Annotated in this window: 28 protein-coding genes and 1 pseudogene; 12 read left to right on the plus strand and 17 right to left on the minus strand. The window is 69.1% G+C overall.

Going from position 1 to position 24,992, the window contains the following annotated elements; genetic code table 11:
- Positions 1-28: 28 nt before the first annotated feature.
- From ABZZ38_RS14525 to ABZZ38_RS14540, 4 genes are all read right to left on the minus strand, one after another.
- Positions 29-463, minus strand: coding sequence for an SsgA family sporulation/cell division regulator (locus ABZZ38_RS14525; RefSeq protein WP_356739431.1), 435 nt, complete (start codon positions 461-463; stop codon positions 29-31).
- A gap of 157 nt (positions 464-620) precedes the next feature.
- Positions 621-1,391, minus strand: coding sequence for a helix-turn-helix domain-containing protein (locus ABZZ38_RS14530; RefSeq protein ID WP_356739349.1), 771 nt, complete (start codon positions 1,389-1,391; stop codon positions 621-623).
- Between the two features lie 193 nt (positions 1,392-1,584).
- Entirely contained in the window at positions 1,585-1,803 is a 219-nt protein-coding gene (locus tag ABZZ38_RS14535; protein ID WP_356739351.1) for a DUF5326 family protein, read from the minus strand.
- Positions 1,804-1,989: 186 nt separating this feature from the next.
- Positions 1,990-2,307 (minus strand): cupin domain-containing protein, encoded by a 318-nt coding sequence (locus tag ABZZ38_RS14540; protein WP_356739353.1) that lies wholly within the window; start codon positions 2,305-2,307, stop codon positions 1,990-1,992.
- 52 nt (positions 2,308-2,359) lie between these two features.
- Here ABZZ38_RS14540 and ABZZ38_RS14545 point away from each other — a divergent pair, with 52 nt between their 5' ends.
- The 4 genes from ABZZ38_RS14545 to ABZZ38_RS14560 all read left to right on the plus strand — a co-directional run bounded on the left by ABZZ38_RS14545 (position 2,360) and on the right by ABZZ38_RS14560 (position 5,541).
- Positions 2,360-2,740 (plus strand): phage holin family protein, encoded by a 381-nt coding sequence (locus ABZZ38_RS14545; protein ID WP_356739355.1) that lies wholly within the window; start codon positions 2,360-2,362, stop codon positions 2,738-2,740.
- Entirely contained in the window at positions 2,740-3,879 is a 1,140-nt protein-coding gene (locus ABZZ38_RS14550; protein WP_356739357.1) for a cystathionine gamma-lyase, read from the plus strand. Before ABZZ38_RS14545 ends, ABZZ38_RS14550 begins: the two co-directional genes overlap by 1 nt.
- Positions 3,880-4,114: 235 nt before the next feature.
- Positions 4,115-5,011 (plus strand): LysR family transcriptional regulator, encoded by an 897-nt coding sequence (locus ABZZ38_RS14555; RefSeq protein WP_356739359.1) that lies wholly within the window; start codon positions 4,115-4,117, stop codon positions 5,009-5,011.
- 50 nt (positions 5,012-5,061) lie between these two features.
- Positions 5,062-5,541 (plus strand): NUDIX hydrolase, encoded by a 480-nt coding sequence (locus tag ABZZ38_RS14560; protein WP_356739361.1) that lies wholly within the window; start codon positions 5,062-5,064, stop codon positions 5,539-5,541.
- 49 nt (positions 5,542-5,590) lie between these two features.
- Here the strand turns inward: ABZZ38_RS14560 and ABZZ38_RS14565 are convergent, their stop codons facing one another.
- The 3 genes from ABZZ38_RS14565 to ABZZ38_RS14575 form a co-directional block, all read right to left on the minus strand.
- The gene (locus tag ABZZ38_RS14565; RefSeq protein ID WP_356739363.1) at positions 5,591-7,246 is read right to left on the minus strand and encodes a globin domain-containing protein; all 1,656 of its coding nucleotides are present in this window, start codon (positions 7,244-7,246) and stop codon (positions 5,591-5,593) included.
- Between the two features lie 926 nt (positions 7,247-8,172).
- Entirely contained in the window at positions 8,173-8,598 is a 426-nt protein-coding gene (locus tag ABZZ38_RS14570) for a heme-binding protein (protein ID WP_356739365.1), read from the minus strand.
- Between the two features lie 39 nt (positions 8,599-8,637).
- Positions 8,638-9,852, minus strand: a complete 1,215-nt coding sequence (locus ABZZ38_RS14575; RefSeq protein WP_356739367.1) for an MFS transporter — start codon at positions 9,850-9,852, stop codon at positions 8,638-8,640.
- Between the two features lie 144 nt (positions 9,853-9,996).
- On the opposite strand from ABZZ38_RS14575, the gene ABZZ38_RS14580 reads away from it, so the two are divergent.
- Positions 9,997-10,458: a MarR family transcriptional regulator gene (locus tag ABZZ38_RS14580; RefSeq protein ID WP_356739369.1), complete on the plus strand. Its 462-nt coding sequence runs from the start codon at positions 9,997-9,999 to the stop codon at positions 10,456-10,458.
- Between the two features lie 30 nt (positions 10,459-10,488).
- On the plus strand, positions 10,489-10,941 hold the full coding sequence (locus ABZZ38_RS14585; RefSeq protein ID WP_356739371.1) for a GNAT family N-acetyltransferase: 453 nt from the start codon (positions 10,489-10,491) through the stop codon (positions 10,939-10,941).
- 66 nt (positions 10,942-11,007) lie between these two features.
- Here the strand turns inward: ABZZ38_RS14585 and ABZZ38_RS14590 are convergent, their stop codons facing one another.
- From ABZZ38_RS14590 to ABZZ38_RS14600, 3 genes are all read right to left on the minus strand, one after another.
- Complete coding sequence (locus ABZZ38_RS14590; protein WP_356739373.1) at positions 11,008-12,384, minus strand: serine hydrolase domain-containing protein; 1,377 nt, start codon at positions 12,382-12,384, stop codon at positions 11,008-11,010.
- Positions 12,385-12,537: 153 nt separating this feature from the next.
- Positions 12,538-13,428, minus strand: coding sequence for an alpha/beta hydrolase (locus tag ABZZ38_RS14595; RefSeq protein WP_356739375.1), 891 nt, complete (start codon positions 13,426-13,428; stop codon positions 12,538-12,540).
- 346 nt (positions 13,429-13,774) lie between these two features.
- Positions 13,775-13,900, minus strand: coding sequence for a LysR family transcriptional regulator (locus ABZZ38_RS14600; protein ID WP_356739433.1), 126 nt, complete (start codon positions 13,898-13,900; stop codon positions 13,775-13,777).
- Positions 13,901-14,216: 316 nt separating this feature from the next.
- Between ABZZ38_RS14600 and ABZZ38_RS14605 the strand changes: the two are divergent.
- A pseudogene (locus ABZZ38_RS14605) lies at positions 14,217-14,540 on the plus strand (dienelactone hydrolase family protein); the annotation flags it as partial.
- 88 nt (positions 14,541-14,628) lie between these two features.
- On the opposite strand, the gene ABZZ38_RS14610 reads toward ABZZ38_RS14605, so the two are convergent.
- Positions 14,629-15,891: an MFS transporter gene (locus tag ABZZ38_RS14610; protein ID WP_356739377.1), complete on the minus strand. Its 1,263-nt coding sequence runs from the start codon at positions 15,889-15,891 to the stop codon at positions 14,629-14,631.
- A gap of 87 nt (positions 15,892-15,978) precedes the next feature.
- On the opposite strand from ABZZ38_RS14610, the gene ABZZ38_RS14615 reads away from it, so the two are divergent.
- Positions 15,979-16,437 carry a helix-turn-helix domain-containing protein gene (locus tag ABZZ38_RS14615; RefSeq protein WP_356739379.1) on the plus strand — a complete coding sequence of 153 codons (459 nt, stop codon included), beginning with the start codon at positions 15,979-15,981 and terminating at the stop codon, positions 16,435-16,437.
- Between the two features lie 37 nt (positions 16,438-16,474).
- On the opposite strand, the gene ABZZ38_RS14620 is transcribed toward ABZZ38_RS14615, so the two are convergent.
- Both ABZZ38_RS14620 and dnaB read right to left on the minus strand, forming a co-directional pair.
- Positions 16,475-16,864 (minus strand): LysR family transcriptional regulator, encoded by a 390-nt coding sequence (locus ABZZ38_RS14620; protein WP_356739381.1) that lies wholly within the window; start codon positions 16,862-16,864, stop codon positions 16,475-16,477.
- 67 nt (positions 16,865-16,931) lie between these two features.
- The gene (dnaB, locus tag ABZZ38_RS14625) at positions 16,932-18,422 is read right to left on the minus strand and encodes a replicative DNA helicase (RefSeq protein WP_356739383.1); all 1,491 of its coding nucleotides are present in this window, start codon (positions 18,420-18,422) and stop codon (positions 16,932-16,934) included.
- A 423-nt stretch (positions 18,423-18,845) separates the two neighbouring features.
- On the opposite strand from dnaB, the gene ABZZ38_RS14630 reads away from it, so the two are divergent.
- Positions 18,846-20,183 carry an MATE family efflux transporter gene (locus tag ABZZ38_RS14630; protein WP_356739385.1) on the plus strand — a complete coding sequence of 446 codons (1,338 nt, stop codon included), beginning with the start codon at positions 18,846-18,848 and terminating at the stop codon, positions 20,181-20,183.
- A gap of 125 nt (positions 20,184-20,308) precedes the next feature.
- On the opposite strand, the gene rplI is transcribed toward ABZZ38_RS14630, so the two are convergent.
- The 4 genes from rplI to rpsF form a co-directional block, all read right to left on the minus strand.
- Positions 20,309-20,755 carry a 50S ribosomal protein L9 gene (gene rplI, locus ABZZ38_RS14635; RefSeq protein ID WP_356739387.1) on the minus strand — a complete coding sequence of 149 codons (447 nt, stop codon included), beginning with the start codon at positions 20,753-20,755 and terminating at the stop codon, positions 20,309-20,311.
- 18 nt (positions 20,756-20,773) lie between these two features.
- On the minus strand, positions 20,774-21,010 hold the full coding sequence (rpsR, locus tag ABZZ38_RS14640; RefSeq protein WP_003956534.1) for a 30S ribosomal protein S18: 237 nt from the start codon (positions 21,008-21,010) through the stop codon (positions 20,774-20,776).
- A gap of 64 nt (positions 21,011-21,074) precedes the next feature.
- Complete coding sequence (locus tag ABZZ38_RS14645) at positions 21,075-21,647, minus strand: single-stranded DNA-binding protein (RefSeq protein WP_356739389.1); 573 nt, start codon at positions 21,645-21,647, stop codon at positions 21,075-21,077.
- A 70-nt stretch (positions 21,648-21,717) separates the two neighbouring features.
- Positions 21,718-22,008 (minus strand): 30S ribosomal protein S6, encoded by a 291-nt coding sequence (gene rpsF, locus ABZZ38_RS14650; RefSeq protein ID WP_015609864.1) that lies wholly within the window; start codon positions 22,006-22,008, stop codon positions 21,718-21,720.
- Between the two features lie 283 nt (positions 22,009-22,291).
- Here rpsF and ABZZ38_RS14655 point away from each other — a divergent pair, with 283 nt between their 5' ends.
- The 3 genes from ABZZ38_RS14655 to ABZZ38_RS14665 all read left to right on the plus strand — a co-directional run bounded on the left by ABZZ38_RS14655 (position 22,292) and on the right by ABZZ38_RS14665 (position 24,980).
- A complete protein-coding gene (locus ABZZ38_RS14655; protein WP_356739391.1) occupies positions 22,292-22,612 on the plus strand; it encodes a hypothetical protein in 321 nt (106 codons plus the stop codon).
- A 128-nt stretch (positions 22,613-22,740) separates the two neighbouring features.
- Positions 22,741-23,859, plus strand: a complete 1,119-nt coding sequence (locus ABZZ38_RS14660; protein ID WP_356739393.1) for a peptidoglycan bridge formation glycyltransferase FemA/FemB family protein — start codon at positions 22,741-22,743, stop codon at positions 23,857-23,859.
- Positions 23,860-23,948: 89 nt separating this feature from the next.
- Complete coding sequence (locus ABZZ38_RS14665; RefSeq protein ID WP_356739395.1) at positions 23,949-24,980, plus strand: alanine racemase; 1,032 nt, start codon at positions 23,949-23,951, stop codon at positions 24,978-24,980.
- Positions 24,981-24,992 lie beyond the last annotated feature (12 nt).

Genomic DNA, 24,992 nt, shown 5'->3' on the forward strand with positions numbered 1-24,992 from the left:
GGCGGCGGATCCGTGGGATGCCGGTCGTTCAGCCGGCGTTCTCCTCGGCGAGGATCCGGCCGAGCGCCTCCTCCAAGTGGTGCTCGAAGTCACCGAGCGAGCACTCCTGCCCCAGCGGCACCAGCTTGTCGGTCCGGTCGAGGAACGCCACCAGAGGCGGCGCGCTCGCCCGGAACTGCGCCCGGTCGCTGCCGACCTGGAGGCGGATGCTGACGTCCGACAGGTCCTCGGGGCCGGTCGGCGCGATGTGCACATCACCGTCGCCGCTGGGCGCGTTGATCCCGTCGAGCAGCAACTCCCGCCCGAACGCCCACGTCACAGGCGCGTCCCCGGGCAGATGGAAGGTCATCCGGACCGCGTACGGGTCCTTCGTCTCGTACCCGAGCTCGACCGGGATTCTGAAGGAGAGCTCCTCCGAAACGACGAAACTCATCAGGACCTCGGCCTGCACCGACTCGCGCATCATGTACCCCGCAGTGGATGAAGCAGTTTATGAACAAGAGCCTGAACAACAGCTGATGAAGGACGGGCCCGAAACGGCCGGTTATTGATCCTTACTCGCCCCTCTTGAGTCATCGTCATCGTGGTCGAGGTACTGGAGGATCACAAGGAGTGAGTTTTCAGATACTGATAGAGAACGCGAGCGAATACAGCACGCTGCCCACTTCCCCGCGCAGCCAGTCAACAGCGGGACGCAGACGTTCCTCCTTATGGAGGGGTAGGGAAATGGCCATCGCCCCGGCCGCCGATCCCGCCGTGATGGGAATGGCGGCGCACACGGTGCCGAGCGCGTATTCCTGGCGCTCGATGAGCGGCTGCATCGGCGCCGTTCCGGCCAGCCGCTCCAGCAGGGCCCGGCGGTCACGGACCGTGTAGGGGGTGATCGGCTGGACGGGATACCGGTCCAGATGGTCCTGACGGGCGCCCTCGTCGAGCTGGCTGAGCAGACACTGGCCGATCGCATGGGCGTGGCCGGTCTCGCGGAAGTCGGCCCATTCGTCGACGGCGGGGTCGGCCGGGGTGTCGGAGACGGCGATGACCTCGATCTCGCCGTCGCGGTAGACCGCGAAGTAGATGGGCACGCCGATGGTGTCGCGCCAGTACGCCATCGAGTCCTCGATCTTGCTGCGACGATTCTGCAGAGTCGCCCCGCCGACCAGGCACCTCGCCGCGTCACCGAGGGTGAAAACGCCCTTCTCCCGGCGCAGATAGCCCTCATGGGTCAGCGTGCGCAGCAGGTGATACGCCGTCGGCAGCGGCAGGTCCGTCTCGCGGGCGAGCTGCTTCGCGGGGGCCCCGCCGGCATGGGAGCCCACGGCCTCCAGCAGCCTCAGCGCCCGCTGCACGGAGCCGATCAGGGTGGGACTCGCTGCACTGCTTGCCGTGGCCAAAGGTCACCCCCAGGCGTATCGCCCCCATACAGTCCTACAAACCGCTGGTGGGGGCGTTCGTCTGCCCTTGATTCCCAAGGACAACGGAGGCCTGCCACTCTAATGGCAGCCTCCGTTCGGGGTGAGGTTTCGCCCAGGCTGTTCGCCCGCCCGGGCTAACGCCCGGGTCGGCGAGCCGACGGATGCCCGGCGGTCACCAGTCGCCGCGGGACGACGAGGACGCCATGAACTTCCGTACGACGTAAATCAGTCCGCCGACGAGCGCGACGAAAACCAGCACCTTGAAGAGCAGGCCGATCAGCACGCTCACCACGGTCGCGATCAGACCGCCGAAGACCAGCACGGCGATGAGAGGTATGGCGACCCACTTCACCCACCACGGCAGCCCCGCCAGAAGTTCCTTTACCGCCATCGTCCTGCCCCATCTCATCCACGCCAGTGACCTATGACGTGTTCGATGCTAGGGGCGGGCACACCGCTCACGGGGGCCTCACGCCCCTGGCTCTTCCCTGATCCATCCCCTAGGGACGACCCGGTGACGGCCCTGGCGACGGCCCCCTGGACCGCTCCGCGCTCCGTGTGGCGCGGGCGTCCGGCGTCAGCTCTCGGGCGGGGAGAACACCACCAGCACCCGCAGGTCCTCGGTGATGTGGTGGAACTTGTGCGCCACGCCGGCCGGCACGTAGACCACGCTGCCTCGCCCCACCTGCGTCGTCTCCATCCCCACCGTGATGGACGCCCGCCCGCTGACGACGACGTACACCTCGTCCTCGTTGTGGGGCATCTGCGGGTCGAGTGCGCCCGCGTCGAGCGCGTACAGGCCCACCGACATGTTCCGCTCCCGCAGGAACTGCAGATACGCGCCGTCGTTGGCGGCGCGCTCCGCCTCCAGCTCGTCCAGTCGGAATGCCTTCATCGCCCGTCCCGCCCCTGCGTCAGCTCACGTTCTGTCTGCCACGATCAGACACATGATGAATTTCGTAGTCAAGACGGTGGCGAACGCGGCCGCGCTGGCAGTGGCGATCTGGCTGCTGCACGACATCACGCTGACCGGTGACAGCACCGGCAAGAAGGCGCTGACGCTGGTCCTGGTGGCCCTGGTCTTCGGCGTGGTGAACGCCCTCGTCAAGCCGGTGGTGAAGCTGCTCACACTGCCGCTCTTCATCCTCACGCTCGGACTGTTCACGCTGGTCGTGAACGCGCTGATGCTGCTGCTGACCTCCTGGCTCGCCGACAAGCTGGACCTGGGCTTTCACGTCGAGGGCTTCTGGACGGCCGTCCTGGGCGGCCTGATCATCTCGGTCGTCTCGTGGGCCATGAACGTCGTCCTGCCCGAGGGGAAGGACTGATGGAGCGCGCGCGGCTGGGAGATGGAACCAGGGCGGTACGGGCCGGGCTGCCCGAGCCCCTTCCGCACGAACCGACCCTCCCAGGGCCGGTGTTCGCCGCCCACTACCACCTGCCCGGCGAGCCGACCGGCCCCTACACGTACGGGCGGGACGAGAACCCGACCTGGACGCACCTGGAGCGGGCCATCGGCGAACTCGAGGCACCCGGCGAGCAGGTCGAGACGGTGACCTTCGCGTCCGGCATGGCCGCGATCTCGGCGGTGCTGTTCTCGCAGCTGACGACCGGCGACGTGGTGGTCATGCCGGCCGACGGCTACCAGGCGCTGCCGCTGGTGCACCAGCAGCTGAAGGCGTACGGGATCGAGGTGCGTACCGCGCCGACCGGCGGCGACGCCCAGCTGGCCGTGCTGGAGGGGGCGCGGCTGCTGTGGATCGAGACGCCGTCGAACCCGGGGCTGGACGTGTGCGACGTCCGGCGGCTGGTCGCGGCCGCGCACGAGGGCGGCGCGCTCGTCGCGGTCGACAACACGCTCGCCACACCGCTGGGGCAGCGGCCGCTGGAGCTGGGCGCGGACTTCTCGGTGGCCAGCGACACCAAGGGCATGACCGGCCACGGCGACATCCTGCTCGGCCATGTGACCTGCCGCGACGCGGGGCTCGCCGCTTCGGTACGCCGCTGGCGCAAGATCGTCGGGGCGATTCCGGGGCCCATGGAGGCGTGGCTCGCCCACCGCTCGCTGGCCACGCTGCACCTGCGCGTCGACCGGCAGTGCGCGAACGCGCTGGCGCTCGCCGAGGCCCTGGCAGGGCGCGACGATGTCACCGGGCTGCGCTACCCGGGGCTGCCCGGCGACCCGTCGCACAAAGTGGCGGCCGGGCAGATGCGGCGCTTCGGGTCGGTCGTCTCCTTCGTCCTGCCGGACCGGGCGCGCGCCGAGCGCTTCCTGGCGGGCCTGCGGCTGGTGGACGACGCGACCAGCTTCGGCGGGGTGCGGTCCACGGCGGAACGGCGCGGACGGTGGGGCGGGGACGCCGTCCCCGAGGGCTTCATCCGCTTCTCGGTCGGGGCCGAGGACGCCGACGACCTGGTGGCGGATGTGGTGCGGGCGCTCGACGAGGCGGCCCGGCACGAGGGATGAGCGCCTGCGGTACGGAGAAGGGACGGTCCGAGCCTCCCCCCTCGTGGCTCGGACCGACCCGCCTTTACGCGCGGAGACCCGCGTGGTGATCCGCGCAGTACCAGGCTAGTTGACTCTGCGTCAGTGTCCAATCACTGGAGCGGCAGAGACCTATCGACTTATTTATAGTTGGTACGGTCCTTAGGCGTCGTCAGGCGACGTGACGAGGACCGTGGGGGTGGGCCGGGGGGTGGGTATGGATCTTGCGCTGCTGCGTACGTTCGTCACCGTGCACCGAGCCGGGTCCTTCACCCGCGCCGCCGCCCTGCTGGGTCTCTCCCAGCCCGCCGTGACCAGCCAGATCCGCACGCTGGAGCGCCAGCTGGGCCGCCCGCTCTTCCTGCGGCAGGCCCGTGGCGTCACGCCGACCACCATCGGCGACGAGCTCGCGCACCGGGCCGCCCCGCACCTGGACGCGCTGGTCGAGATCGTCGAGAGCGGACTCGACGAACAGACCGGCGTACGCACGCTCCACCTCGCCGGACCTCCCGAATTCACCTCCGTACGAGCCTTGCCCGCCCTCAGCCCACTCGTCTCGCAGGGCCTCGCGCTGAGGACGTCCCTGACCGGCGCCGCCGAGGAGGTCCTGGACGGGCTGGCGGCCGGCCACCACGACCTGGCCATCGCCACCGCCCGCCCCCGCGGCGGACTGCTCACCGCGACCCCGCTGTGCGACGAGGAGCACGTCCTGGTCGCCTCGCCGCGCTGGGCCGCCCGGCTCGGTCCCGGCGTGCTGCTGCGCAAGGGCGCCGTCGTCCTGGAACAGCTGCCCGTGGTGGAGGTGCACGAGTCGCTGCCCTTCGTCGCCCGCTACTGGGCCGCCGTCTTCGACTCCAAGCCGGCCGCCGCGGCCACCGTCATCGCGCCGGACCTGCGCGCCGTCCTGGAGTCCGCCGCCGCGGGCGCCGGGCTCGCCGTACTGCCCCGCTATCTGTGCGAGGACGAGCTGGACCGAGGGCGGCTGGTGGCGCTGCTCGACCCGCCGGTGCCGCCGCTGCGTACGTACTTCCTGGTGATCCGCACCGGCACCCTCCCCCTGCCGCACATCGCGCGGGCGCACGAGTCGCTGCTGCGTGCCGCCGCCGACTGGTGACGGTTCCCCCGAGGAGTTTCAGACGCGTCCTGGCGGGCCATTTTCAAGCCATGACCGAACGGCCAGTGGTCAAGCGCACCGCCCGTGCCATCCTGCTCGACGGCGATGACCTCATCCTGATCAAGCGTACGAAGCCCGGTATGGATCCGTACTGGGTCACCCCGGGCGGTGGTGTGGAGGAGTCGGACGCCACCGTCGTCGACGCGCTCCACCGCGAGGTCCATGAGGAGCTCGGCGCCAAGATCGTCGATGTGGTGCCCTGCTTCGTCGACACCGTCGAGCACATCGTCGACGGCGGCGTGTCGGGCGTGAAGGTGCAGCACTTCTTCGTCTGCCGGCTGGAGTCCATGGACCCAGGCCGACGGCACGGCCCCGAGGTCGACGAGCCCCTCGGGGAGTACGAGATCGTACGGGTGCCCTTCAGCCGCGTCGGCATCGCCACCGTCCACCTCGTGCCCCTCTCGCTGCGGCACTACCTGGACGGCAACATCGAAGGCGTCCGGGCCATGCACGCCCCGGACCTGGGGTAGCCCGGACCTGGGCGCGCGGCCCGGGGGCCCGTGCCGGTCGGGGTCCGGGTCAGTCGGCTGCGGCGACGAGCTCTTCGAGGGAGTCGTGCCGGATCCGCTCGAACGGCACCCCGACGCCGCGCAGCGCGTCGACGCCGCTGCGGATCATGCCGGGCGGCCCGGACAGGTACGCGTCGTACTCGTTCCAGGGGCCGTACTCGCGCACCGCGTCCGGCAACTGCGTCTTCCCGTCGATGATCGCCCGGACCGCCAACCACGGGTGCGACTGCTGCAACCGCAGCATCGTGTCGATGTCATACAGGTCGTGATCGGTGCGGGCTCCGTAGAACACCTCGACCGGACGCCGCGCGCCGTGCTCGGCGACGTCCTCGACCAGCGCCTTGATGGGCGCGATGCCGGTTCCGCCGCCCACACAGAGAAGGCCGTTGTCGGTGGTGTGGTCGACGGTCATCGAGCCGGCGGGCGGGCCCAGACGCAGCACATCGCCGGGGCGGGCGTGGTGGACCAGGGCGTTGGACACCCAGCCGGCCGGGACCGCCTTGACGTGGAAGGACAGCAGGCCGTCGGAGCGTGGGGCGGAGGCGAAGGAGTAGTGGCGCCAGATCCGCGGCCACCAGGGGGTCTCCAGGCTGGTGTACTGGCCGGCCAGGAAGGGGTACGGCTGGTCGGGGCGGACGGTGATGACCGCGATGTCGGGGGTTCTCAGCTCGTGCGAGACCACCTCGGCGTGCCACCAGGCCGGTGCGTGCCGTTCGTTCTCGGCGGCGGCGTCGATCATGATCTGGGAGATCGTGGTGTACGTGCGGACCCAGGCCGCCTCGGTCTCCTCGTCCCAGGTGGTCGTCGCGTACCGGCTGAGCGCCCCGATCAGGGCCTCCCCGACGGCCGGATAGTGCGAGGCATCGGTGCCGTACTTGCGGTGGCCGCGGCCCAGGTGCTGGAGGTAGTCGGTGAGGACCTCCGGGCTGTCCATGTGCTCGGCGGAGGTCAGCAGCGCCTTCAGGAGCCGGTCGCGCTGGGTGTCCATGGCGGCGGGGAACAGGGCCCGCAGCTCGGGGTGGTGAGTGAAGAGCAGGGCGTAGAAGTACGAAGTGACCTTGTCGGCCACCGGGCCGACCTCGGCGAGGGTTCGCCGTACCCGTATCGCGTCGGGCGAGCCGCTCTCGGTCGCACCGATTGCCTCGGCCTCAGCCGACGCCGCTTCCGGGGCGTGCGCCTCGGGTCCGGGGCCATAGGGCGCGGCGGCGGAAGGCACGGAGGTGCCGGGGGTCCCGGCTTCCGGGTGGCGGCCTGCGGTGGCGGCCTCCTGGGGGGCGGTGACGGCCCGGTCGTCGTCGGCGGACCGGGGGTGTTCGGCGGCATGGTCCTGCCGGCCCCAGGCTCCGGGGGAGGCCGGCTCGTCGGCGGGGTGCTGCTCCGCGGTGGCCGGCTCGGCGGGCTCGGTGGCTGCGGGCCGCTCCGGGGCCCCGGCGCCGGTCGGTGGCGGGGAGGTCCGGGACGGGCCGTTGCCGACCATCCGTATGGACGTCAGCGGACGGCGCGGGCTCGCTATTCGTCCGCCATCGGAGTTGCCTTCACGTATCCGGTCGGCATCCGGTGCCGCGGGTCTGGCCGTGACCGGCTTACGCGGCGTGAACCAGCCGCCACCCCCGCCGCTGTCACCGGAAGTGCCGTTGTCGGCCGACGTGGTGGTCGGAGCGTCCATAGAGTGCCTCGCCTCGAACATCTTTCGGTCGGTATACGCACTTCCGTCTGCCCGGAACGTGCTCGGAATCCCCGCTCTGCCCGTCATTTCACCGTTGTCGCGCCCACAGTAACCGCAGCGGCCCGTGAACCGGGATGATGGTGATTCCTTGTGCCATCGACCACAGCCGCCGTGCTCGCAGCATGGCAGGGGTCGCCGGTTCGTCGGACGGACACGGGAAAGCCAAGGTTTTCGTCCCCGTTTGCCGTTAGGCTGCTCTGCCTCCATGTCCTTGGAACCAGCGGTGGCCTCACGCCAGTTCGTAGGCCTCTCGGCGACCCACCCGCCGAATCCGCATCCCTCGCAGACCGGCTCTCCGCGTCGGACATGGAATCACCGCATGAGTCACACACGTCCAGCTCTACCCCCAACTCTGCACAGAGCCGGTGCCTGATCTTCACTTTTGCCGTGTGTAGGCCGGGACGTGCCGGGACGTGTCGGGACGTACAACGCCATCTATCCGCCGCGATACGTACGACGCGACGCGTCCGCCCGGGAAACGCCCGCCGGACACCTACGACGCGGTGAGTACGCGCGCGTACTCCCGCCGTCAGGCGCCATAGCTCGCACCAGCGAGCACCGTGTTTCACGTGAAACCACTCAAGCGGCCCGCCCGACGGGCACTCTCACCGTCCACGTAACCGTCTCCGTGAGCCGGCTCGGCCTCATCCTCGGCCTGCTGGCGCTCGGCACAGCGGCCTACACCACTGCGGCACCGAGCGTCGCCACCGGGGCGTATCTCTTCATGACGGTGGTCTCCGCGCTCAAGCCCCTGGGGCTGACCCGTGGACGGCGACTGCGTGCCGGAACACAGGCGCGTCCCCCTGGCTCCGGGCATTCCCGGAGCAGAGGGACGGCGGATGTGCGGGAGCCCCCGCCTAATGGGGTTACGCCAGGGCCTCCACCGCGGCGGTGGCGAAGCCGTGGTCCTCAGCGGGAGCGCCGCCCCCCACGCCGATGGCGCCGATCAGACGCCCGTCGCGGTGGACCGGAACGCCACCCGCGATGAACAGGAGCGGTCGGTCCAGAGCGGTCGGCAGGGTGTGGAACAGGCCGCCGGGCTGGACGGCGTCGACGAGGTCGGCGGTCGGGGTGTTCAGCTGGAGGGCGGTGAACGCCTTGCGGGTGCTGGTCTCACCGGCGATCAGCACGGCACGGTCGTCGCGGCGGAAGGCCAGCAGATGGCCGCCCGCGTCCAGGACCGTGATGGCGACGGTGACCCCGGCCGCTTCAGCGGCGCGGCGGGCGGCGTCCACGAGGGTCTCGGCGTCCTGGGTGGTCAGCGGGGAGACGGCGGTGGCGGTGGTGTTCATGAGGAGTGCTCCTGTCGAGTGGGGAGTCGGGTGCGGGTTTCAGTGGTGCCCTGCGGACACGGGGGCCGAGTCGGGGGTGGCAGCGGCGACGATCCGGCTCGCCCGGTGACCGTCCCGGCGCTCCAGAGCGCTCGAGAGGACGGCGAGTGCGAGCGCGGAGGCGGCGAGAACGGCGCCGACCCAGTTGGGGGCGGTGAAGCCCAGGCCGGCGGCGATCACGATGCCGCCGAGCCAGGCGGACAGCGCGTTGCCGAGGTTGAAGGCGCCGATGTTGACGGCGGAGGCGAGGGTGGGTGCCCCGGCCGCCTGGTCCAGAACCCGCTTCTGCAGCGGCGGCACGGTGGCGAAGCCCAGCGCGCCGATCAGGGTGATCGTGACGGCGGCGGCGACCTGGTTGTGCGCGGTCACGGTGAACAGGGCCAGGACGAGGGCCAGCGCGCCGAGCGACACGTACAGCAGCGGCATGAGCGCGCGGTCGGCGAGCTTGCCGCCGATCAGATTGCCCCCGACCATGCCGAGGCCGAACAGGACGAGCAGCCAGGTGACGGAGGACTCGGCGAAGCCGGCCGCCTCGGTCATCATCGGCGTGATGTAGGTGATCGCGGCGAAGACTCCTCCGAAGCCCAGCACGGTCATCGCCATGGCGAGCAGGACCTGCACGTTGCGGAACGCGGCGAGCTCGTGGCGCAGTCGTACGCCTTCGGGCTGGGGCTGCTCGGGTACCAGCTTGGCGACGCCCAGCAGTCCGAGCACACCGAGCGCGGCGACGAGGAGGAAAGTGACCCGCCAGCCGGCCGTCTGGCCGATGAACGTGCCGGCCGGCACCCCGACGACATTGGCCACGGTCAGGCCGGTGAACATCATCGCGATCGCGCCGGCCTTCTTCTCCGGGGCCACGAGGTCGGCCGCGACGACCGAGCCGATGCCGAAGAAGGCGCCGTGCGCCAGGGAGGCGACGACCCGGCCGGCGAGCATCAGGCCGAAGACGGGTGCGACGGCGGACAGGACGTTACCGGCGATGAACAGTCCCATCAGCAGCATCAGCATGCGCTTTCGGGAGACCCGGGTGCCCAGGAGGGTCATCAGCGGTGCGCCGAGGACGACGCCGAGTGCGTACCCGGTGACGAGATACCCGGCGGTGGGGATGGAGACCTCGTAGTCCCCCGCGACCTGGGGCAGCAGTCCCATGATCACGAACTCCGTGGTTCCGATACCGAAGGCCCCGATGGCCAGGGCGAGGAGCGCGAGCGGCATGGGGTGTGACCCTTTCCAAGAAGATTGCATCTGCGCCTAACAAGCGTCGACAATAATTGCAGACGCGGGTTAATTGCAAGCGCTGGAAATTGCGCCGGTCGTCTATCCTGGTTCTCAAGCCGCTCCGGTACGGAGGAGACACGCATGACAGCGACGGACCCGGCACTGACCGCCCTCTCTCAGGGCTGGTGCGCGCTCTCCCTGCTGCACGGGAGGATCGAGGCCCATATCGAGCGCGCGCTGGAGGGCGAGCACGGCCTGAGCATGCGCGAGTTCTCCCTGCTGGATGTGCTCAGTCGCCAGCACAACGGCCCGGGCGGCCACCTTCAGATGAAGCAGGTGGCCGACGCCGTCGTCCTCAGCCAGAGCGCCACGACGCGCCTCGTCACGCGCCTGGAGGACCGGGGCCTCCTGACCCGGTACCTGTGCGACACCGACCGGCGCGGCATCTACACCGATGTGACCGAAGCCGGACTCGCCCTTCTCAGCGAGGCGCGGCCCACCAATGACGCAGCGCTGCGCGAGGCACTCGACGAGGCAGCGAAGAACCCACAGCTCGCGCCGCTGGTCCGGGTCGTCGAGGAGCTGCACGCCCCGGTCGGCTGACCGCACAAGAACGATCCCTAGCCTGACCACATGAGTGATCTCGAAATCAGGCCGGCGACCCCTGATGACCTCCCCGCGATCGTGGCGATGCTCGCCGACGACCCGCTGGGGGCGCAGCGGGAATCGCCCGACGACCTCACCCCCTACGCCGCCGCCTTCCAGCGGCTCGCCGCCGACCCTCAGCAGCACCTGGTCGTCGCCGTGCGCGACGACCAGGTGGTCGGGACGCTGCAACTCACGCTCGTTCCGGGGCTGTCCCGGCGTGGTGCCACCCGCTCCATCATCGAGGGGGTACGGGTCCGCACCGACGAGCGCGGCAGCGGGCTCGGCACACGGCTGATCGAATGGGCCATTGCCGAATCCCGGCGCTTTGACTGCCAGTTGGTCCAGCTGACGTCCGACTCCAGCCGCACGGACGCCCACCGCTTCTACGAGCGGCTCGGCTTCGAAGCCTCCCATCTCGGCTTCAAAATGGCGCTGTAGCTCCCGCACTCATCCTGTTTCGGGTGAAAACTCATCCGGTTTCACGTGAAACAGGACGGACGGCCCTCAAAGGCCGCGCCAGCCGCCCTCGTCGACCCCACCCGGAACCGCGTCCCCCTGCTCGTACGGCTCCCGGGTGAAGACGAACGAGCCCAGGTCGAGATGGCTCGCCGACCCGTCCGCACGCCGCACCACGCGGAGGGTCTCGCCCGCGTAGTACCCGTCCAGACCGGTCCAGGTACCGTCCGCCTCCGCCCGGAAGCGGGCGGCACGCCCCTGGCCGCGCAGGGGCCGTAGCTCCACTCCGCGATCGGCCAGCACCCCGAGGCCGTAGGCGTACGTCCCCCAGTACCAGGGTCCGGTCAGCTCCAGCAGCGCCGCATCCACCTCCGGCAGCGGGCGCCACGGCTCGGGGATGCGCGGCTCGGCATCGGCCACGATCCGTACGAGGTCGGCGGCGACCGCGCCGGGCATGGGCCCGGACGTGGCGTTGGCCAGCACCACCGCGCCGATCCCGTCCTTCACGCTCATCCACAGCCCGGCGAGGAAGCCCGGGAGCGAGCCACTGTGTCCCACGAGCGTCCGGCCACCCCTGCGCACCAGCTGGAGCCCGAGCCCGTACCCGCCGTTCCAGTCGCCCTCCTCCGGCGGCACCGCGGGGGTACGCATCTCCCGCACCGTCCCGAGCCCCAGGACACGCTCGTCGCCGTCCGCGAGGAAGGACGCGAACCGGCACAGATCCGCCGTGGTGGACCACAGCTGCCCCGCCGGCGCCATCAGACCGAGGTCCTCACCAGGTTCGGGCAGCATCACATCGGCCCACGGATGCACTGCCCAGCCCCCGGCGTGCGGCGCGACGGGCTGTGTGCCCGTGCGGTGCAACCCCAGCGGTTCGAGGATCTCGGTGCGCAGCGCCTCCTGCCAGGACACCCCGCGCACCGCTTCGATGAGCGAACCGAGCAACGTGTAGCCGGTGTTGGAGTAGTGATGACGACGCCCGGCCGGATGCAGCACCGGCCGCTCTCCGAGCACGTCGGCCAGCTCCGGCCGCAGGGAACCCGGCGTCCGCTCCCACCAGGGGGCTGGCGTTTCGGCGGCCAGACCCGCGCTGTGGCAGAGGAGCTGAGCGATGGTCGCCTCACCCACCCCCGTGCCCGGCAGGTGCTTCTCCAGCGGATCCCCGAGGTCGAGCAGCCCCTCGTCCCGCAGTCGCATCACCAGGACGGCGGTGAACGTCTTGGTGATGGAGCCGATCCGGTACTGCGTATCGGCGTCCGGCCCATGCCCGTCCACACAGCTGCGCGATCCCGTCCACACCACCCGCCCGTCCCTGACCACGGCACCGACCAGTGAGGGGACGCGCCCCTCGGCCTGGGCGGTGGCGATCCGGTGGAGCAGGGCACGCTCGGTGCTGGGGAGAAGGGCTTCGATAGATGACGTCATGGTCCAGGTCTATCCGCCGGGCCCCGCCGCGTCGACCTGGTCTCCTCCGGTGACATGCAGGTTCTCCAGTTCGCTGCCCTAGGGTGAATCTGTGTCCTGCTGTTCTTCCCTCTGTCTCAGACGGTGACGGACTGCTCCAGTCTCAGGATCGAGTCATTTCCGTTGACCGTCTTCGGCGGAGTTGGCCGCGTCGAGCCGGATTCGGCTCGTGGCACGGAGGGCCTTTCGCAGGAGTTCGCCGAACTCGGCGGGGTGCGTTGTCAGGCCGGTGTGCCCGCCGGGGAAGTGCTGGAGTTCCGTGCCGAGATGCTCGGCCAGGAAGGCGGCCGAGCGGTAGGGCAGCTCACCACGTGAGTCGCGGCCGCCGACGAGCACGAGCTGGTCCGACAGCGCCTCCAGCCGGTGGGTATCCGGGGTGTAGGCCATGAAGTTGGGCACGATGCGCCCGAGGAAGTACGGCAGGTTGGCCATCGTCCGCTCGGCTCGCGCCGCTGCCTGCGGAGGAAGCGTGAGCCCGGCCTTCGGTTCTGTGGTGTCGCCGTCCTTCTTCAGGCCCGCCGCGAACTCGGTCATCGCCGGCATGAGCCCCCGCGCGCGGAGTGTGTCCTGCACTCGTGCGATGAGCGCGCGGTGTTCTGCCGCGTCCGGCAGGACCTCCACCACCGGCGGCTCGTGCGCCACAACGCATGCGAGGCGCTCGGGGTGGGCGGTGAGCAGGTGCAGGGCGACGATCGCGCCCGAGCTGGCGCCGAATACCCGGGCGGGCTCACCGGGCGACAGCAGTTCCAGCATCCGGAACGCGTCATCGGCGTGCTCGGCCACTTGCTGTTCGGCGTCGGGGTCGTCCAGCGTGCTGCGGGACACGCCGCGCGGGTCGTAGGTCGCGACTGTGTATTCGGCGGCCAGGTCGTCGGCGATGCCGTCGAAGGAGGACGCGCCACCCGTTCCTCCCGGGATCAGCAGCAGGAGCGGGCCCTGGCCGCGCACTTCGTAGTGCAGAGTCACGCCGTTCACGCGCAGCCTGCCGATGGTCGGATCGGTCATGCGGAATCTCCTTCTCGGGAAGTGGGCCAGTGCTCCAGGAGGATCGGGGTCCGCGTCGCCATGTAGCGGCCTGGATGCTTGTGGGCGTACTCCCGCCAGGCGGTCGCAAACGCGATCACTGCGTCCCTGCCTGCTCGCCCGGTGGTCGCCTCCGCTAATGCGGATGGTCTTCCGACCTCGTCCGCCGGCGCGGCGCCGGCGATCGTCACCCGCTCCGCCGTCAGCCCGGCCCGCGCCATGCATCTCCCCTGAAAACCTAGGGTATCTAGGTATAACCTAGGATCCCTAGGTAAGCAATGCTGAGCCCGACTCCGTTGTGTGGCTTGTTCTCACTGATTCAGGTAGCTCAGAATCGCGCCATTCCGCGCTCGGCTCGTTTCAGGAGAGGCTGTCCAGGATCCCGGTCCAGGCGGTGGATCTGCGCGGTGAGGGCGGACTGCTGAACGCCCAGGTTGTGGGCTGCCTCGGTGATGGGTTGGGCAGCCCAGGCATCGGGCGAATCACTTCAACCGTTGCTCGGCATGCGGACCAGTGAGGGCCTCGCGCAGGATCTCGGGGCTTCCAGCCGGCGAGTCGGCTGCGTGGGGCACATCGCTGTGACTGACCCCGCCGCGGGGACACAGGGGAATGCCGTGGCGGTGGGCCGGTGACCTGGTTCGCATCGGTGCCGCTGTGGTCCGCCAGAACCGGAGCCTTCCACAGTGCCCACTCACGGGCCCACACCCGCGCCGTTCTGCCGACGGTGAAGACGGCCCGACCGGGCTCGACAATCACTACAGTCCGGTCTCGTGACGACGGTCGTAACGCGCACGGTCGAATACCCCGCCGACGGCCTGACGATGATCGGGCACCTCGCGCTCCCCGCCGGTGTCGACCGCAGGCCAGCAGTCCTGATCGGGCCCGAGGGGCCGGGCCTGAACGACTTCCAGCGCCGCCGGGCCGACGCCCTCGCCGAACTGGGGTACGTGGCGCTGGCCTTCGACATCAACGGTGGGCGATGGTTCACCGACCCACAGGAGATGCTGGCGCGCGTAACCCCCCTGCTCGCTGATCCCGACCGGATGCGGGGCATCGGCCACGCGGCACTCGATGTGCTGCGCGCCGAACCGCGGGCCGGCACCCTGGCGGTTGCTGCCCCGTCTCATTGGTCTGGCAGAGCTGAGACTGCTGACCTGCCGGGCTGAAGAGGCCGGGGGGCACTCAAGGAACTCTGGGGTTATTCGCCCCTTGGCCGGCTTGATCGGCCCTTCGCGTTTCCTCCCGTGCCTGGCGGGTGCCTGCTTCGTCGGGTCGGACGTTCTCGCTGGCGCGAGGGAGTCGCCTGTCGGCTGCCCATACCGCCAGCGCGCAGACCGCGAATCCGGCTCCGAGGATGCTGGAGCCCGCCCAGCCGTGGGTGGTGAAGATGGCGGTGGTCGCGGCTGCACCGAGGGCGGAACCGAGAGAGTAGAAGACCATGTAGCTGCCGATGGCACTGCTGGTGCGATCCGGGTGCGCGGCGGTGAGGTGGTGCTGATTGCTCACATGCACGGCCTGGACCGCGAAGTCGAGAAGCACGATTCCGACGATGAGGAGCCACAGTGTCCACGGCAGCTGCGCGATCGCTGCCCACGAGAGAACGAGCAGGGTGAGCGCGAGGCCGGCGACCGGGGTCGCCCGTCCTGCATCCGCCCACCGTCCCGCGCGCGCTGCTCCGAGGGCACCGGCGAGTCCGGCGATGCCGAACAATCCGATCTGGCTCTCGCTCAGCTTCCACGGCACGTCCGTCAGCGGCAGGGACAGCCCGCTCCACAGCGTTCCGAACGATGCGAACAAGAAGAACGCGATGAGCCCGCGCGTCAGCACGAGGCGCTGTCCGAACAGTCCGCCGAGTGAGGCGACGGCCTGCCCGTACCCCGCAGGGCGGCTGGGACGCTCCTCCGGCGGCAGTGCGACGAGGACGAGGGTTGCGAGCGCGAGTGACAGCACCGCGAGCACGGCATAGATGCTGCGCCAGCCCCACATGTCGGCGAGCGTACCGGTGACGACCCGCGCGCCCAGGATGCCGACCACAACGCCCGAGGTGACGACACCGATGTTCCGTCCGCGTTCGGCAGGCGGCGAGACCGACGCGGCGTAGGCCACTGTGATCTGTACGACGACCGCGAACAGCCCAGCCGCCGCGAGCCCCGCGACCGCCATCCATGCGGCTGACGCCGAGGCCGTCAGGATCAGGCCCGCTGCGGTGATCGCCAGGTGCACGGCGATGAGTCGGCGCCTGTTGACGACCACATCACCAAGCGGAACCAGCAGCACCAACCCTGCCAGATAGCCGCACTGGCCGGTCGCGACGATCCACCCCGTGTGTGCTGCCGACAGACCGAGATCCCGTCCCATCGGCTCCAGTACCGGCTGCGCGGCATAGATGCCGGCCACAGCGACGCCACATACCACCGTGAGCAGTAACCGCCGCCACACGTCCATCGCACCCCAACCCCAATCAGTAGCGAATTGCAACCGATTTGACGGTACGGCACAATGGTTTCAATCCGCAACTCATTGGGAGGTGTCATGTCGCGCACCACCACGCGCGCCCTGGAGTCCGACTGGACCGACCCCGACTGCCCCGTCGCCCGCACGCTCGACCTCGTCGGCGACAGGTGGAGCCTTCTCGTCATCCGCGACGCGATGGACGGGGCACGGTCGTTCACCGAGTTCCAGCGACGCACCGGCATCGCCCGCAACATCCTCACCGACCGCCTCCGCAAGCTCACCGCTCACGGGCTCCTGGCCCAGCGCACCGCACCCTCGGGCCGCCGCCAGGAATACGTGCTCACCGATGCCGGCCGCGACCTCTTCCCTGTCATCCTCACGCTGCGACAGTGGGGAGAACGCCACGCCTTCGCCCCCGGCGAGACGCATTCCACCCTTGTCGACAAGCACGGCGCCCCTGTGCCGGAAGTCGTACCGACCGGCGCCGACGGCACCCTCCTCGGCACCGACACCACCCACGTGCAGAAGATCCGGTAGAAGGCAGACTCCCGACGCCTGTGAGAGCTCGGTGACCTCAATGCCTCGTCTTTTCCTCCGCAAGGATCTCTCTGGCCGCCGCGACGACACGCTTCCCGAAGGGTGTCGGCCTCATGGACCGACCACGTTCAGCTCGTTCGAGTAAGGGCTGTCCGAGGTCACGTTCAAGCCGGGTGATCTGGGTGGTCGGCGCGGACTGGGAGGCGCCGAGGGCGTTGGCTGCCTCTTCGAGGGGATGGCGCAACGCCGCCACGAAGCGTTCGAGCCGCTGCCACGCCTGGGGGCTGGTGAGGGCCCCGCGCAGGACAGCCGGGGCGGCGGTCGCCTCGTCTGCCGTGCGAAGAGCGGCGTTGTGGCTTCCTCCGCCCCGTGGCCGGAGGGGGATGTTGTGGGTGTGGGCCCAGCGCGCCATGTTCGCGGTACTCATGCCCGTCTCGCGGGCGAGATCGGGCAAGGTCCGTGTGCCGCGAAATCTGAGACCTTACGCAGGCGGATCAGGTCTGCGCCATGTCCACGAAACGGGAGTAGTGACCCTGGAAGGCCACCGTGATCGTCGCGGTGGGGCCGTTACGGTGCTTGGCCACGATCAGGTCGGCCTCGCCCGCCCGCGGGGACTCCTTCTCGTAGGCGTCCTCGCGGTGCAGGAGGATCACCATGTCCGCGTCCTGCTCGATCGAGCCGGACTCACGCAGGTCCGAGACCATTGGCTTCTTGTCGGTGCGCTGCTCGGGTCCACGGTTCAGCTGCGACAGGGCGATGACCGGGAGCTCCAGCTCCTTCGCCAGCAGCTTGAGGTTTCGCGACATGTCCGAGACTTCCTGCTGACGGCTCTCGGCCCGCTTCGAACCACCGGACTGCATCAGCTGGAGATAGTCGATCACGACGAGCTTCAGATTGTTCCGCTGTTTCAGGCGGCGGCACTTCGCCCGGATCTCCATCATCGACAGGTTGGGCGAGTCGTCGATGTACAGCGGCGCCTGGGAGACATCCGGCATGCGGCGCGCCAGGCGGGTCCAGTCCTCGTCCGTCATCGTCCCGGAGCGCATGTGGTGCAGCGCCACCCGGGCCTCGGCCGACAGCAGACGCATCGCGATCTCGTTCCGGCCCATTTCGAGAGAGAAGATCACGCTGGGCAGGTTGTGCTTGATCGAACACGCGCGGGCGAAGTCGAGCGCGAGCGTCGACTTACCCATGGCGGGACGGGCCGCGATCACGATCATCTGGCCGGGATGGAGGCCGTTCGTCAGCGAGTCGAAGTCCGTGAAGCCGGTCGGCACGCCGGTCATCTCGCCGCTGCGGGAGCCGATCGCCTCGATCTCGTCGAGCGCGCCCTCCATGATGTCGCCGAGCGGCAGGTAGTCCTCGCTCGTGCGCTGCTCGGTGACCGCGTAGATCTCGGCCTGAGCCTGGTTGACGATCTCGTCGACGTCGCCGTCGGCGGCGTATCCCATCTGTGTGATCTTGGTACCGGCCTGCACGAGTCGCCGCAGCACCGCCCGCTCGTGGACGATCTCCGCGTAATACGACGCGTTCGCCGCCGTCGGCACCGACTGGACGAGCGTGTGCACATATGCCGCGCCGCCGACGCGGTTGATCTCGCCGCGCTTGGTCAGTTCCGCGCCCACCGTGATGGGGTCGGCCGGCTCGCCCTTGGCATAGAGGTCGAGGATCGCGGTGTAGATCGTCTCGTGGGCCGGCTTGTAGAAGTCATGGCCCTTGATGATCTCCACGACGTCCGCGATGGCGTCCTTGGAGAGCAGCATGCCGCCGAGCACGGACTGCTCGGCGTCGAGGTCCTGCGGCGGCACCCGCTCGAACCCGCCCGGACCACCGTCCCACGGCCCGCTGTCGCTGCCTCGCTCGTGCTGCTCGTCGCGGCCCCTGCCGCGGCCCCGGGCATCGCTCCCGCGCTGGCGGGTGACGGGCAGACGGTCACCGGGACCAGTGTCGGCCCAGGGGTCGTCCAAGGGCTCGGAAATGCTCACCGGCCCACCTCCTCCCGTCCGCTCCGCGGACCTCGCCGTGCCACTCTTTCTACGGCACGACACTGACAAAGCGAGAGGCTCGACTCCGCTTCTGGCGCGTCGAGCGCCGGTCCACGGTAGGCCCGCGGGCACCGTCAGCCAATCTGGTTATCCACAGGGCCTGTGGGTGAACACCCAGATGCTGTGGAGAACCCCGCAGAACCTGTGCACGGACCGGGGGACAGTCGTGTGGACAAACTCATAGCTCTCTCCTCACCACCCATCTGACCTGCGGTTTTTCCATCCACCGGCTGTGGGGGAGAAAAACTTTTCCAGCCGGACCAAGATCAGAACAAACGGCGCACAGCCGAAGCGCCATCTCACCAGTCGGTAAGGATCGCAAGCACATTGCATCTCTTACCTGTGGAAGATTAGATTGGAGCAATGACCAAGGCCCCCGCGCTGCCCAGGAGCGCCCGCCGCCGACACGACCGCGAGATCATCTCGCTTGCCGTGCCGGCCTTCGGAGCGCTCGTCGCCGAACCGCTTTTCCTGATGGTCGACAGCGCCATCGTGGGACACCTGGGCACTCCCCAACTCGCCGGCCTCGGCATCGCCGCCGCCCTCCTCGGCACCGCGGTGAGCGTCTTCGTCTTCCTCGCCTACGCCACCACGGCCGCCGTCGCCCGCCGCGTCGGAGCCGGGGATCTCCCGGCCGCCATCCGCCAGGGCATGGACGGCATCTGGCTCGCGCTGATCCTCGGCCTGGCCGTCGTCGCCCTGACGCTGCCGACAGCACCCTGGCTGATCGACGTCTTCGGCGCCTCCGACACCGCCGCCCCGTACGCGACCACCTATCTACGGATATCGAGCCTCGGCATACCCGCCATGCTCATCGTCCTGGCCGCCACCGGCGTCCTCCGTGGCCTCCAGGACACCAAAACCCCGCTGTACGTGGCCATAGGCGGCTTCGCGGCCAACGGGGCGCTGAACGCCGCCCTCGTTTACGGCGCCGGCCTGGGCGTTGCGGGATCCGCCTGGGGCACGGTCATCGCCCAGTGCGGTATGGCCACGGTCTATCTCATCGTCGTCGTACGAGGAGCCCGGCTCCACGGCGCCTCTCTGCGGCCCGACGCCGCCGGCATCAAGGCCTGCGCCCAGGCAGGGGTGCCCCTCCTTGTCCGTACGCTTTCGCTGCGCGCGATCCTTATGATCGCCACCGCTGTCGCGGCCCGACTCGGCGACACCGATGTCGCCGCACACCAGATCATTCTGTCGGTGTGGAGCCTGATGGCCTTCGCTCTCGATGCCATCGCCATCGCCGGGCAAGCGATCATAGGCCGCTACCTCGGCGCCGGTGACACCGACGGGGCCCGCCAGGTGTGCCGACGCATGGTGCAGTGGGGCATCATCGCCGGCCTGGGACTCGGCGCGCTGATCGTACTGGCGCGCCCCCTGTTCATCCCGCTGTTCACGGCCGACCGAAGCGTGCAGGACACCTTGTTGCCCGCATTGCTCGTCGTGGCCCTCTCCCAGCCGATCGCCGGAGTGGTGTTCGTCCTGGACGGCGTGCTGATGGGTGCGGGCGACGGGCCCTATCTCGCTGGAGCCATGGTCGTGACCCTGGCCGTCTTCACACCCGTCGCCCTGCTGGTACCGTCCCTGGGCGGCGGCCTGACAGCCGTGTGGTGGGCGATGACCCTGATGATGACGGTGCGGATGCTGACCCTCTGGCTGCGCACCCGCTCGGGCCGCTGGCTGGTCACCGGCGCCACACGCTGAGCCGACAAGCCGTTGTTTCACGTGAAACGTCGGTTTCACGTGAAACAGAGCAAAGCACGGCGACCCACGACAGAAGGGCCGCACCCCAGGGGGTACGGCCCTTCTGTACTGCTGAACGCGACCGTTTAGGCGGCGACGATCTCGATCGCGAGCTTCGCGACGACGTCGGCGTGCAGACGCACCGACACCTGGTGCGAGCCCAGGGTCTTGATCGGCGAACCGAGCTCGACACGGCGCTTGTCGACGTCCGGGCCACCCGCAGCCTTGATCGCCGAAGCGATGTCGGCCGGGGTCACGGAGCCGAAGAGACGGCCGGAGTCGCCGGAGCGAACAGCCAGACGCACCTTCACGCCCTCGAGCCGGGCCTTGACCTCGTTGGCCTGCTCGATGGTCGCGATCTCGTGGATCTTGCGGGCGCGGCGGATCTGCGCCACGTCCTTCTCGCCACCCTTGGTCCAGCGGATCGCGAAACCACGCGGGACCAGGTAGTTGCGAGCGTAACCGTCCTTGACGTCGACGACATCGCCGGCGGTGCCGAGGCCGGAGACCTCGTGCTTGAGGATGATCTTCATGTTTCGGTCACCCTCCCCTTATCGCGCGGTGGACGTGTAGGGCAGCAGCGCCATCTCACGGCTGTTCTTGACGGCCGTGGCGACGTCACGCTGGTGCTGCGTGCAGTTGCCGGTCACGCGGCGGGCACGGATCTTGCCGCGGTCGGAAATGAACTTCCGCAGCATGTTCGTGTCCTTGTAGTCCACGTACACGGTCTTGTCCTTGCAGAATGCGCAGACCTTCTTCTTCGGCTTGCGCACAGGCGGCTTCGCCATGGTGTATCTCCTGTGTGATCAAGAAGTTTGGGTGCGAGCCCCGAACCCCTCAAGGCGCTGAGGCCTAGAAGGGAGGCTCATCCGAGTAGCCGCCGCCGGAGCTGCCGCCCCAGTTGCCGCCGCCGGCCTGCTGGCCACCGCCGGCCGGCGCGCTGGTCGCCCAGGGGTCGTCGGCGGGAGCGCCGCCACCCTGCTGGCCACCAGCCGGGGCTCCGCCCCAGTTGCCGCCGCCCTGCTGGCCGCCACCGCCGTAGCCACCCTGGCCGCCGCGACCGGTGGTCTTGGTGACCTTGGCCGTGGCGTTCTTGAGGCTGGGGCCGACTTCCTCGACGTCCAGCTCGAAGACCGTGCGCTTGACGCCCTCGCGGTCCTCGTAGGACCGCTGCTTCAGCCGGCCCTGCACGACGACGCGCATGCCTCGCTGAAGCGACTCGGCGACGTTCTCCGCCGCCTGGCGCCAGACCGAGCAGGTGAGGAAGAGGCTCTCCCCGTCCTTCCACTCGTTGGTCTGACGATCGAAGGTGCGGGGAGTGGACGCGACACGGAACTTCGCGACCGCCGCACCGGACGGGGTGAAGCGCAGCTCGGGGTCGTCGACAAGATTGCCGACAACCGTGATGACGGTCTCGCCTGCCATGGGGGTACCTCTCGGCGGGATTGCTTCTGGCTGCTTGCTACTCGAACCCGATGACCTCTGAGCTAGCTGCTCAGTGGATCTCGGGACGGAGGACCTTGGTCCGGAGGACCGACTCGTTCAGGTTCATCTGGCGGTCGAGCTCCTTGACGACCGCAGGCTCGGCCTGCAGGTCGATGACCGAGTAGATGCCCTCGGGCTTCTTCTTGATCTCGTAAGCGAGACGACGACGGCCCCAGGTGTCGACCTTCTCCACCTTTCCGTTGCCCTCACGGACGACGGAGAGGAAGTTCTCGATCAGCGGGGAGACAGCGCGCTCCTCGAGATCGGGGTCGAGGATGACCATCACCTCGTAGTGACGCATGTGGAACCCACCTCCTTTGGACTCAGCGGCCACGGTCGTTCCGTGGCAGGAGGGTCGTGATGCGTACGCAACGGTATCGGCCACCACTGACAATCGCTCCCGACCGGATCGACCGGCAGGGAGCACCTGACTGTGGGCATGGACAGACACCGGTGCAGACCGTACAGCGTACCCGCACACCGGCTTCCGGTTGAAATCCCGTGGTGAGGAGACGCAATCTGTACACATCGGGTGCGTGCGGCGCTACGATGCGCCGCCTTCCGGGACAGCCAGGAGGTTCCTCATGGCCCAGGCATTCCAGCGTCACCGTCATCCCACCTCGTCCCTCTTCGCCACGGACGGCAAGCCCCACCCGCGCCAGGACACCCTGATGGCGGTGACCCTGGTGGTGGGTGCCCTCGCCTTCATCACCGCGCAGTTCCACGGTCTCCACCTGCTGAGCTCGTGGGCGGGGCTGGTGGGCATCATCACCGGCGCCTACGGCCAGTTCATCTCCGAGACGACCCGTGAACGGACGCTGCTGATCATCGGTCTGGGCGCGTCGGCGATCGGTTTCTTCCTCGGAATGGCGCGCGGAGGCCTTTTCGGCGGCCTCCTCGGCTAGCCGCTCCCGGCGCGTACGGCCCGTACAGCGCGTACAGCCAGACGGGGCGCTCCCCGGTGCCAGTAGGCTTCGGCGCGAGAGCCGGAGCCCCTGACCCATGGGGACACACCTGCCGAGGAGCGCCCCGCATGAGCCTGACCCTGAGGACCATCAGCCGAGAGCAGCATCTGGCGTACATCCAGACCCTGCCCGCGGCGAGTCACTGCCAGGTCCCGGCGTGGGCGGACGTGAAGACGGAATGGCGCTCGGAGAACCTGGGCTGGTTCGACAAGAGCGGCGAACTCGTCGGCGTCGGCCTGGTGCTGTACCGCCAGCTTCCGAAGATCAAGCGGTACCTCGCGTACCTGCCCGAGGGCCCCGTGATCAACTGGTACGCGCCGAACCTGGACGACTGGCTTCAGCCGATGCTGGCGCACCTGAAGAACCAGGGCGCCTTCTCGGTGAAGATGGGCCCGCCGGTGGTCATCCGCCGCTGGGACGCGACCGCGATCAAGTCCGGTATCCAGGACCCCGACGTCAAGCGCCTGCGTGACGTCGAGGCCAGCCACGTCGAGGCGCGCGCCTTCGAGGTCTCCGACCGGCTGCGCAAGATGGGCTGGCAGCAGGGTGAGGACGGCGGCGCCGGCTTCGGCGACGTCCAGCCCCGCTACGTCTTCCAGGTGCCGCTGGCGAACCGCTCCCTCGATGATGTCCTCAAGGGCTTCAACCAGCTGTGGCGGCGCAACATCAAGAAGGCCGAGAAGGCCGGCGTCGAGGTCGTCCAGGGCGGCTACGAAGACCTCGCCGAGTGGCAGCGGCTGTACGAGATCACCGCCGTGCGCGACCGTTTCCGGCCGCGGCCCCTGTCGTACTTCCAGCGCATGTGGACGGTCCTCAACAACGAGGACCCCAACCGCATGCGGCTCTACTTCGCCCGCCACAACGGCGTGAACCTGTCGGCGGCCACCATGCTCGTGGTCGGCGGCCACGTCTGGTACTCCTACGGCGCGTCCGACAACATCGGCCGCGAGGTCCGGCCCTCGAACGCGATGCAGTGGCGGATGCTGCGCGACGCGTACGCGATGGGCGCGACCGTCTACGACCTGCGCGGCATCTCCGACTCGCTCGACGAGACGGACCACCTCTTCGGCCTGATCCAGTTCAAGGTGGGCACGGGTGGCGAGGCCGTCGAGTACATCGGCGAGTGGGACTTCCCGCTGAACAAGCTGCTCCACAAGGCGCTCGACATGTACATGTCGCGCCGCTGACGGTTCCGTAATCTCGTAAGTCGCGTACGTACCCCTGTCGCGTACGTATCCCTGACACACCGCAGCCACAGAAAGGTTCCGGGCCGGCCATGGCGCTCTCCCTCTATGTCGACACCGCTCGCTGGCGGGCGCACCAGAAGACCGTGATCGACCAGTTCCCGGGCCTCGTCCCGGTCTGCAAGGGCAACGGTTACGGCTTCGGTCACGAGCGCCTGTCGGAGGAGGCGTCCCGCTTCGGCGCGGACATGCTGGCCGTGGGCACCACCTACGAGGCGGCGCGGATCAAGGACTGGTTCGGTGGTGACCTGCTGGTCCTGACGCCGTTCCGGCGCGGTGAGGAGCCGGTGCCGCTGCCGGACCGGGTGATCCGTTCCGTCTCGTCGGTGGACGGCGTGCACGCGCTGGTCGGCGCCCGGGTCGTCATCGAGTGCATGAGCTCGATGAAGCGGCACGGCATCGGCGAGCACGAGCTGGGCCAGCTGCACGCGGCCATCGAGGACGTGCGCCTGGAGGGCTTCGCCCTGCACCTGCCGCTGGACCGCACGGACGGCACGGACGCCGTCGAGGAGGTCATCGGCTGGATGGACCGACTGCGCGCGGCCCGGCTGCCGCTGCACACCATGTTCGTGAGCCATCTGAAGGCCGAGGAGCAGGCACGGCTGCAGCAGCAGTTCCCGCAGACCCGCTTCCGGGCACGGATCGGCACACGGCTGTGGCTGGGCGACCACGAGGCGACCCAGTACCGGGGAGCGGTCCTGGACGTGACGCAGGTCTCCAAGGGAGATCGTTTCGGCTATCGACAGCAGAAGGCCGCCTCGGACGGCTGGCTCGTCGTCGTCGCCGGCGGCACGTCGCACGGCGTGGGCCTGGAGGCCCCGAAGGCCATGCACGGCGTGATGCCCCGCGCCAAGGGCGTGGCCCGCGCCGGCCTGGCGACGGTCAACCGCAACCTCTCGCCGTTCGTGTGGGCGGGCAAGCAGCGCTGGTTCGCCGAACCGCCGCACATGCAGGTGTCGATCCTGTTCGTCCCGTCGGACGCGCAGGAGCCGAAGGTCGGCGACGAGCTCGTGGCGCACCTGAGGCACACCACCACCCAGTTCGACCGCCTGGTCGACCGCTAGAGCCCACGCCAG

Origin of the sequence: Streptomyces sp. NPDC006368, from assembly GCF_040612535.1 — a bacterium.
In the GTDB taxonomy this organism is placed as follows: Bacteria; Actinomycetota; Actinomycetes; order Streptomycetales; family Streptomycetaceae; genus Streptomyces.

What these genes read in the sequence shown, in the direction of transcription:
- ABZZ38_RS14525 (WP_356739431.1), bottom strand. Translation starts at nt 463, where the DNA reads ATGCGCGAGTCGGTGCAGGCCGAGGTCCTGATGAGTTTCGTCGTTTCG.
- ABZZ38_RS14535 (WP_356739351.1), bottom strand. Translation starts at nt 1,803, where the DNA reads ATGGCGGTAAAGGAACTTCTGGCGGGGCTGCCGTGGTGGGTGAAGTGG.
- ABZZ38_RS14540 (WP_356739353.1), bottom strand. Translation starts at nt 2,307, where the DNA reads ATGAAGGCATTCCGACTGGACGAGCTGGAGGCGGAGCGCGCCGCCAAC.
- ABZZ38_RS14545 (WP_356739355.1), top strand. Translation starts at nt 2,360, where the DNA reads ATGATGAATTTCGTAGTCAAGACGGTGGCGAACGCGGCCGCGCTGGCA.
- ABZZ38_RS14550 (WP_356739357.1), top strand. Translation starts at nt 2,740, where the DNA reads ATGGAGCGCGCGCGGCTGGGAGATGGAACCAGGGCGGTACGGGCCGGG.
- ABZZ38_RS14555 (WP_356739359.1), top strand. Translation starts at nt 4,115, where the DNA reads ATGGATCTTGCGCTGCTGCGTACGTTCGTCACCGTGCACCGAGCCGGG.
- ABZZ38_RS14560 (WP_356739361.1), top strand. Translation starts at nt 5,062, where the DNA reads ATGACCGAACGGCCAGTGGTCAAGCGCACCGCCCGTGCCATCCTGCTC.
- ABZZ38_RS14565 (WP_356739363.1), bottom strand. Translation starts at nt 7,246, where the DNA reads ATGGACGCTCCGACCACCACGTCGGCCGACAACGGCACTTCCGGTGAC.
- ABZZ38_RS14570 (WP_356739365.1), bottom strand. Translation starts at nt 8,598, where the DNA reads ATGAACACCACCGCCACCGCCGTCTCCCCGCTGACCACCCAGGACGCC.
- ABZZ38_RS14575 (WP_356739367.1), bottom strand. Translation starts at nt 9,852, where the DNA reads ATGCCGCTCGCGCTCCTCGCCCTGGCCATCGGGGCCTTCGGTATCGGA.
- ABZZ38_RS14580 (WP_356739369.1), top strand. Translation starts at nt 9,997, where the DNA reads ATGACAGCGACGGACCCGGCACTGACCGCCCTCTCTCAGGGCTGGTGC.
- ABZZ38_RS14585 (WP_356739371.1), top strand. Translation starts at nt 10,489, where the DNA reads ATGAGTGATCTCGAAATCAGGCCGGCGACCCCTGATGACCTCCCCGCG.
- ABZZ38_RS14590 (WP_356739373.1), bottom strand. Translation starts at nt 12,384, where the DNA reads ATGACGTCATCTATCGAAGCCCTTCTCCCCAGCACCGAGCGTGCCCTG.
- ABZZ38_RS14595 (WP_356739375.1), bottom strand. Translation starts at nt 13,428, where the DNA reads ATGACCGATCCGACCATCGGCAGGCTGCGCGTGAACGGCGTGACTCTG.
- ABZZ38_RS14610 (WP_356739377.1), bottom strand. Translation starts at nt 15,891, where the DNA reads ATGGACGTGTGGCGGCGGTTACTGCTCACGGTGGTATGTGGCGTCGCT.
- ABZZ38_RS14615 (WP_356739379.1), top strand. Translation starts at nt 15,979, where the DNA reads ATGTCGCGCACCACCACGCGCGCCCTGGAGTCCGACTGGACCGACCCC.
- ABZZ38_RS14620 (WP_356739381.1), bottom strand. Translation starts at nt 16,864, where the DNA reads ATGAGTACCGCGAACATGGCGCGCTGGGCCCACACCCACAACATCCCC.
- ABZZ38_RS14630 (WP_356739385.1), top strand. Translation starts at nt 18,846, where the DNA reads ATGACCAAGGCCCCCGCGCTGCCCAGGAGCGCCCGCCGCCGACACGAC.
- rplI (WP_356739387.1), bottom strand. Translation starts at nt 20,755, where the DNA reads ATGAAGATCATCCTCAAGCACGAGGTCTCCGGCCTCGGCACCGCCGGC.
- rpsR (WP_003956534.1), bottom strand. Translation starts at nt 21,010, where the DNA reads ATGGCGAAGCCGCCTGTGCGCAAGCCGAAGAAGAAGGTCTGCGCATTC.
- ABZZ38_RS14645 (WP_356739389.1), bottom strand. Translation starts at nt 21,647, where the DNA reads ATGGCAGGCGAGACCGTCATCACGGTTGTCGGCAATCTTGTCGACGAC.
- rpsF (WP_015609864.1), bottom strand. Translation starts at nt 22,008, where the DNA reads ATGCGTCACTACGAGGTGATGGTCATCCTCGACCCCGATCTCGAGGAG.
- ABZZ38_RS14655 (WP_356739391.1), top strand. Translation starts at nt 22,292, where the DNA reads ATGGCCCAGGCATTCCAGCGTCACCGTCATCCCACCTCGTCCCTCTTC.
- ABZZ38_RS14660 (WP_356739393.1), top strand. Translation starts at nt 22,741, where the DNA reads ATGAGCCTGACCCTGAGGACCATCAGCCGAGAGCAGCATCTGGCGTAC.
- ABZZ38_RS14665 (WP_356739395.1), top strand. Translation starts at nt 23,949, where the DNA reads ATGGCGCTCTCCCTCTATGTCGACACCGCTCGCTGGCGGGCGCACCAG.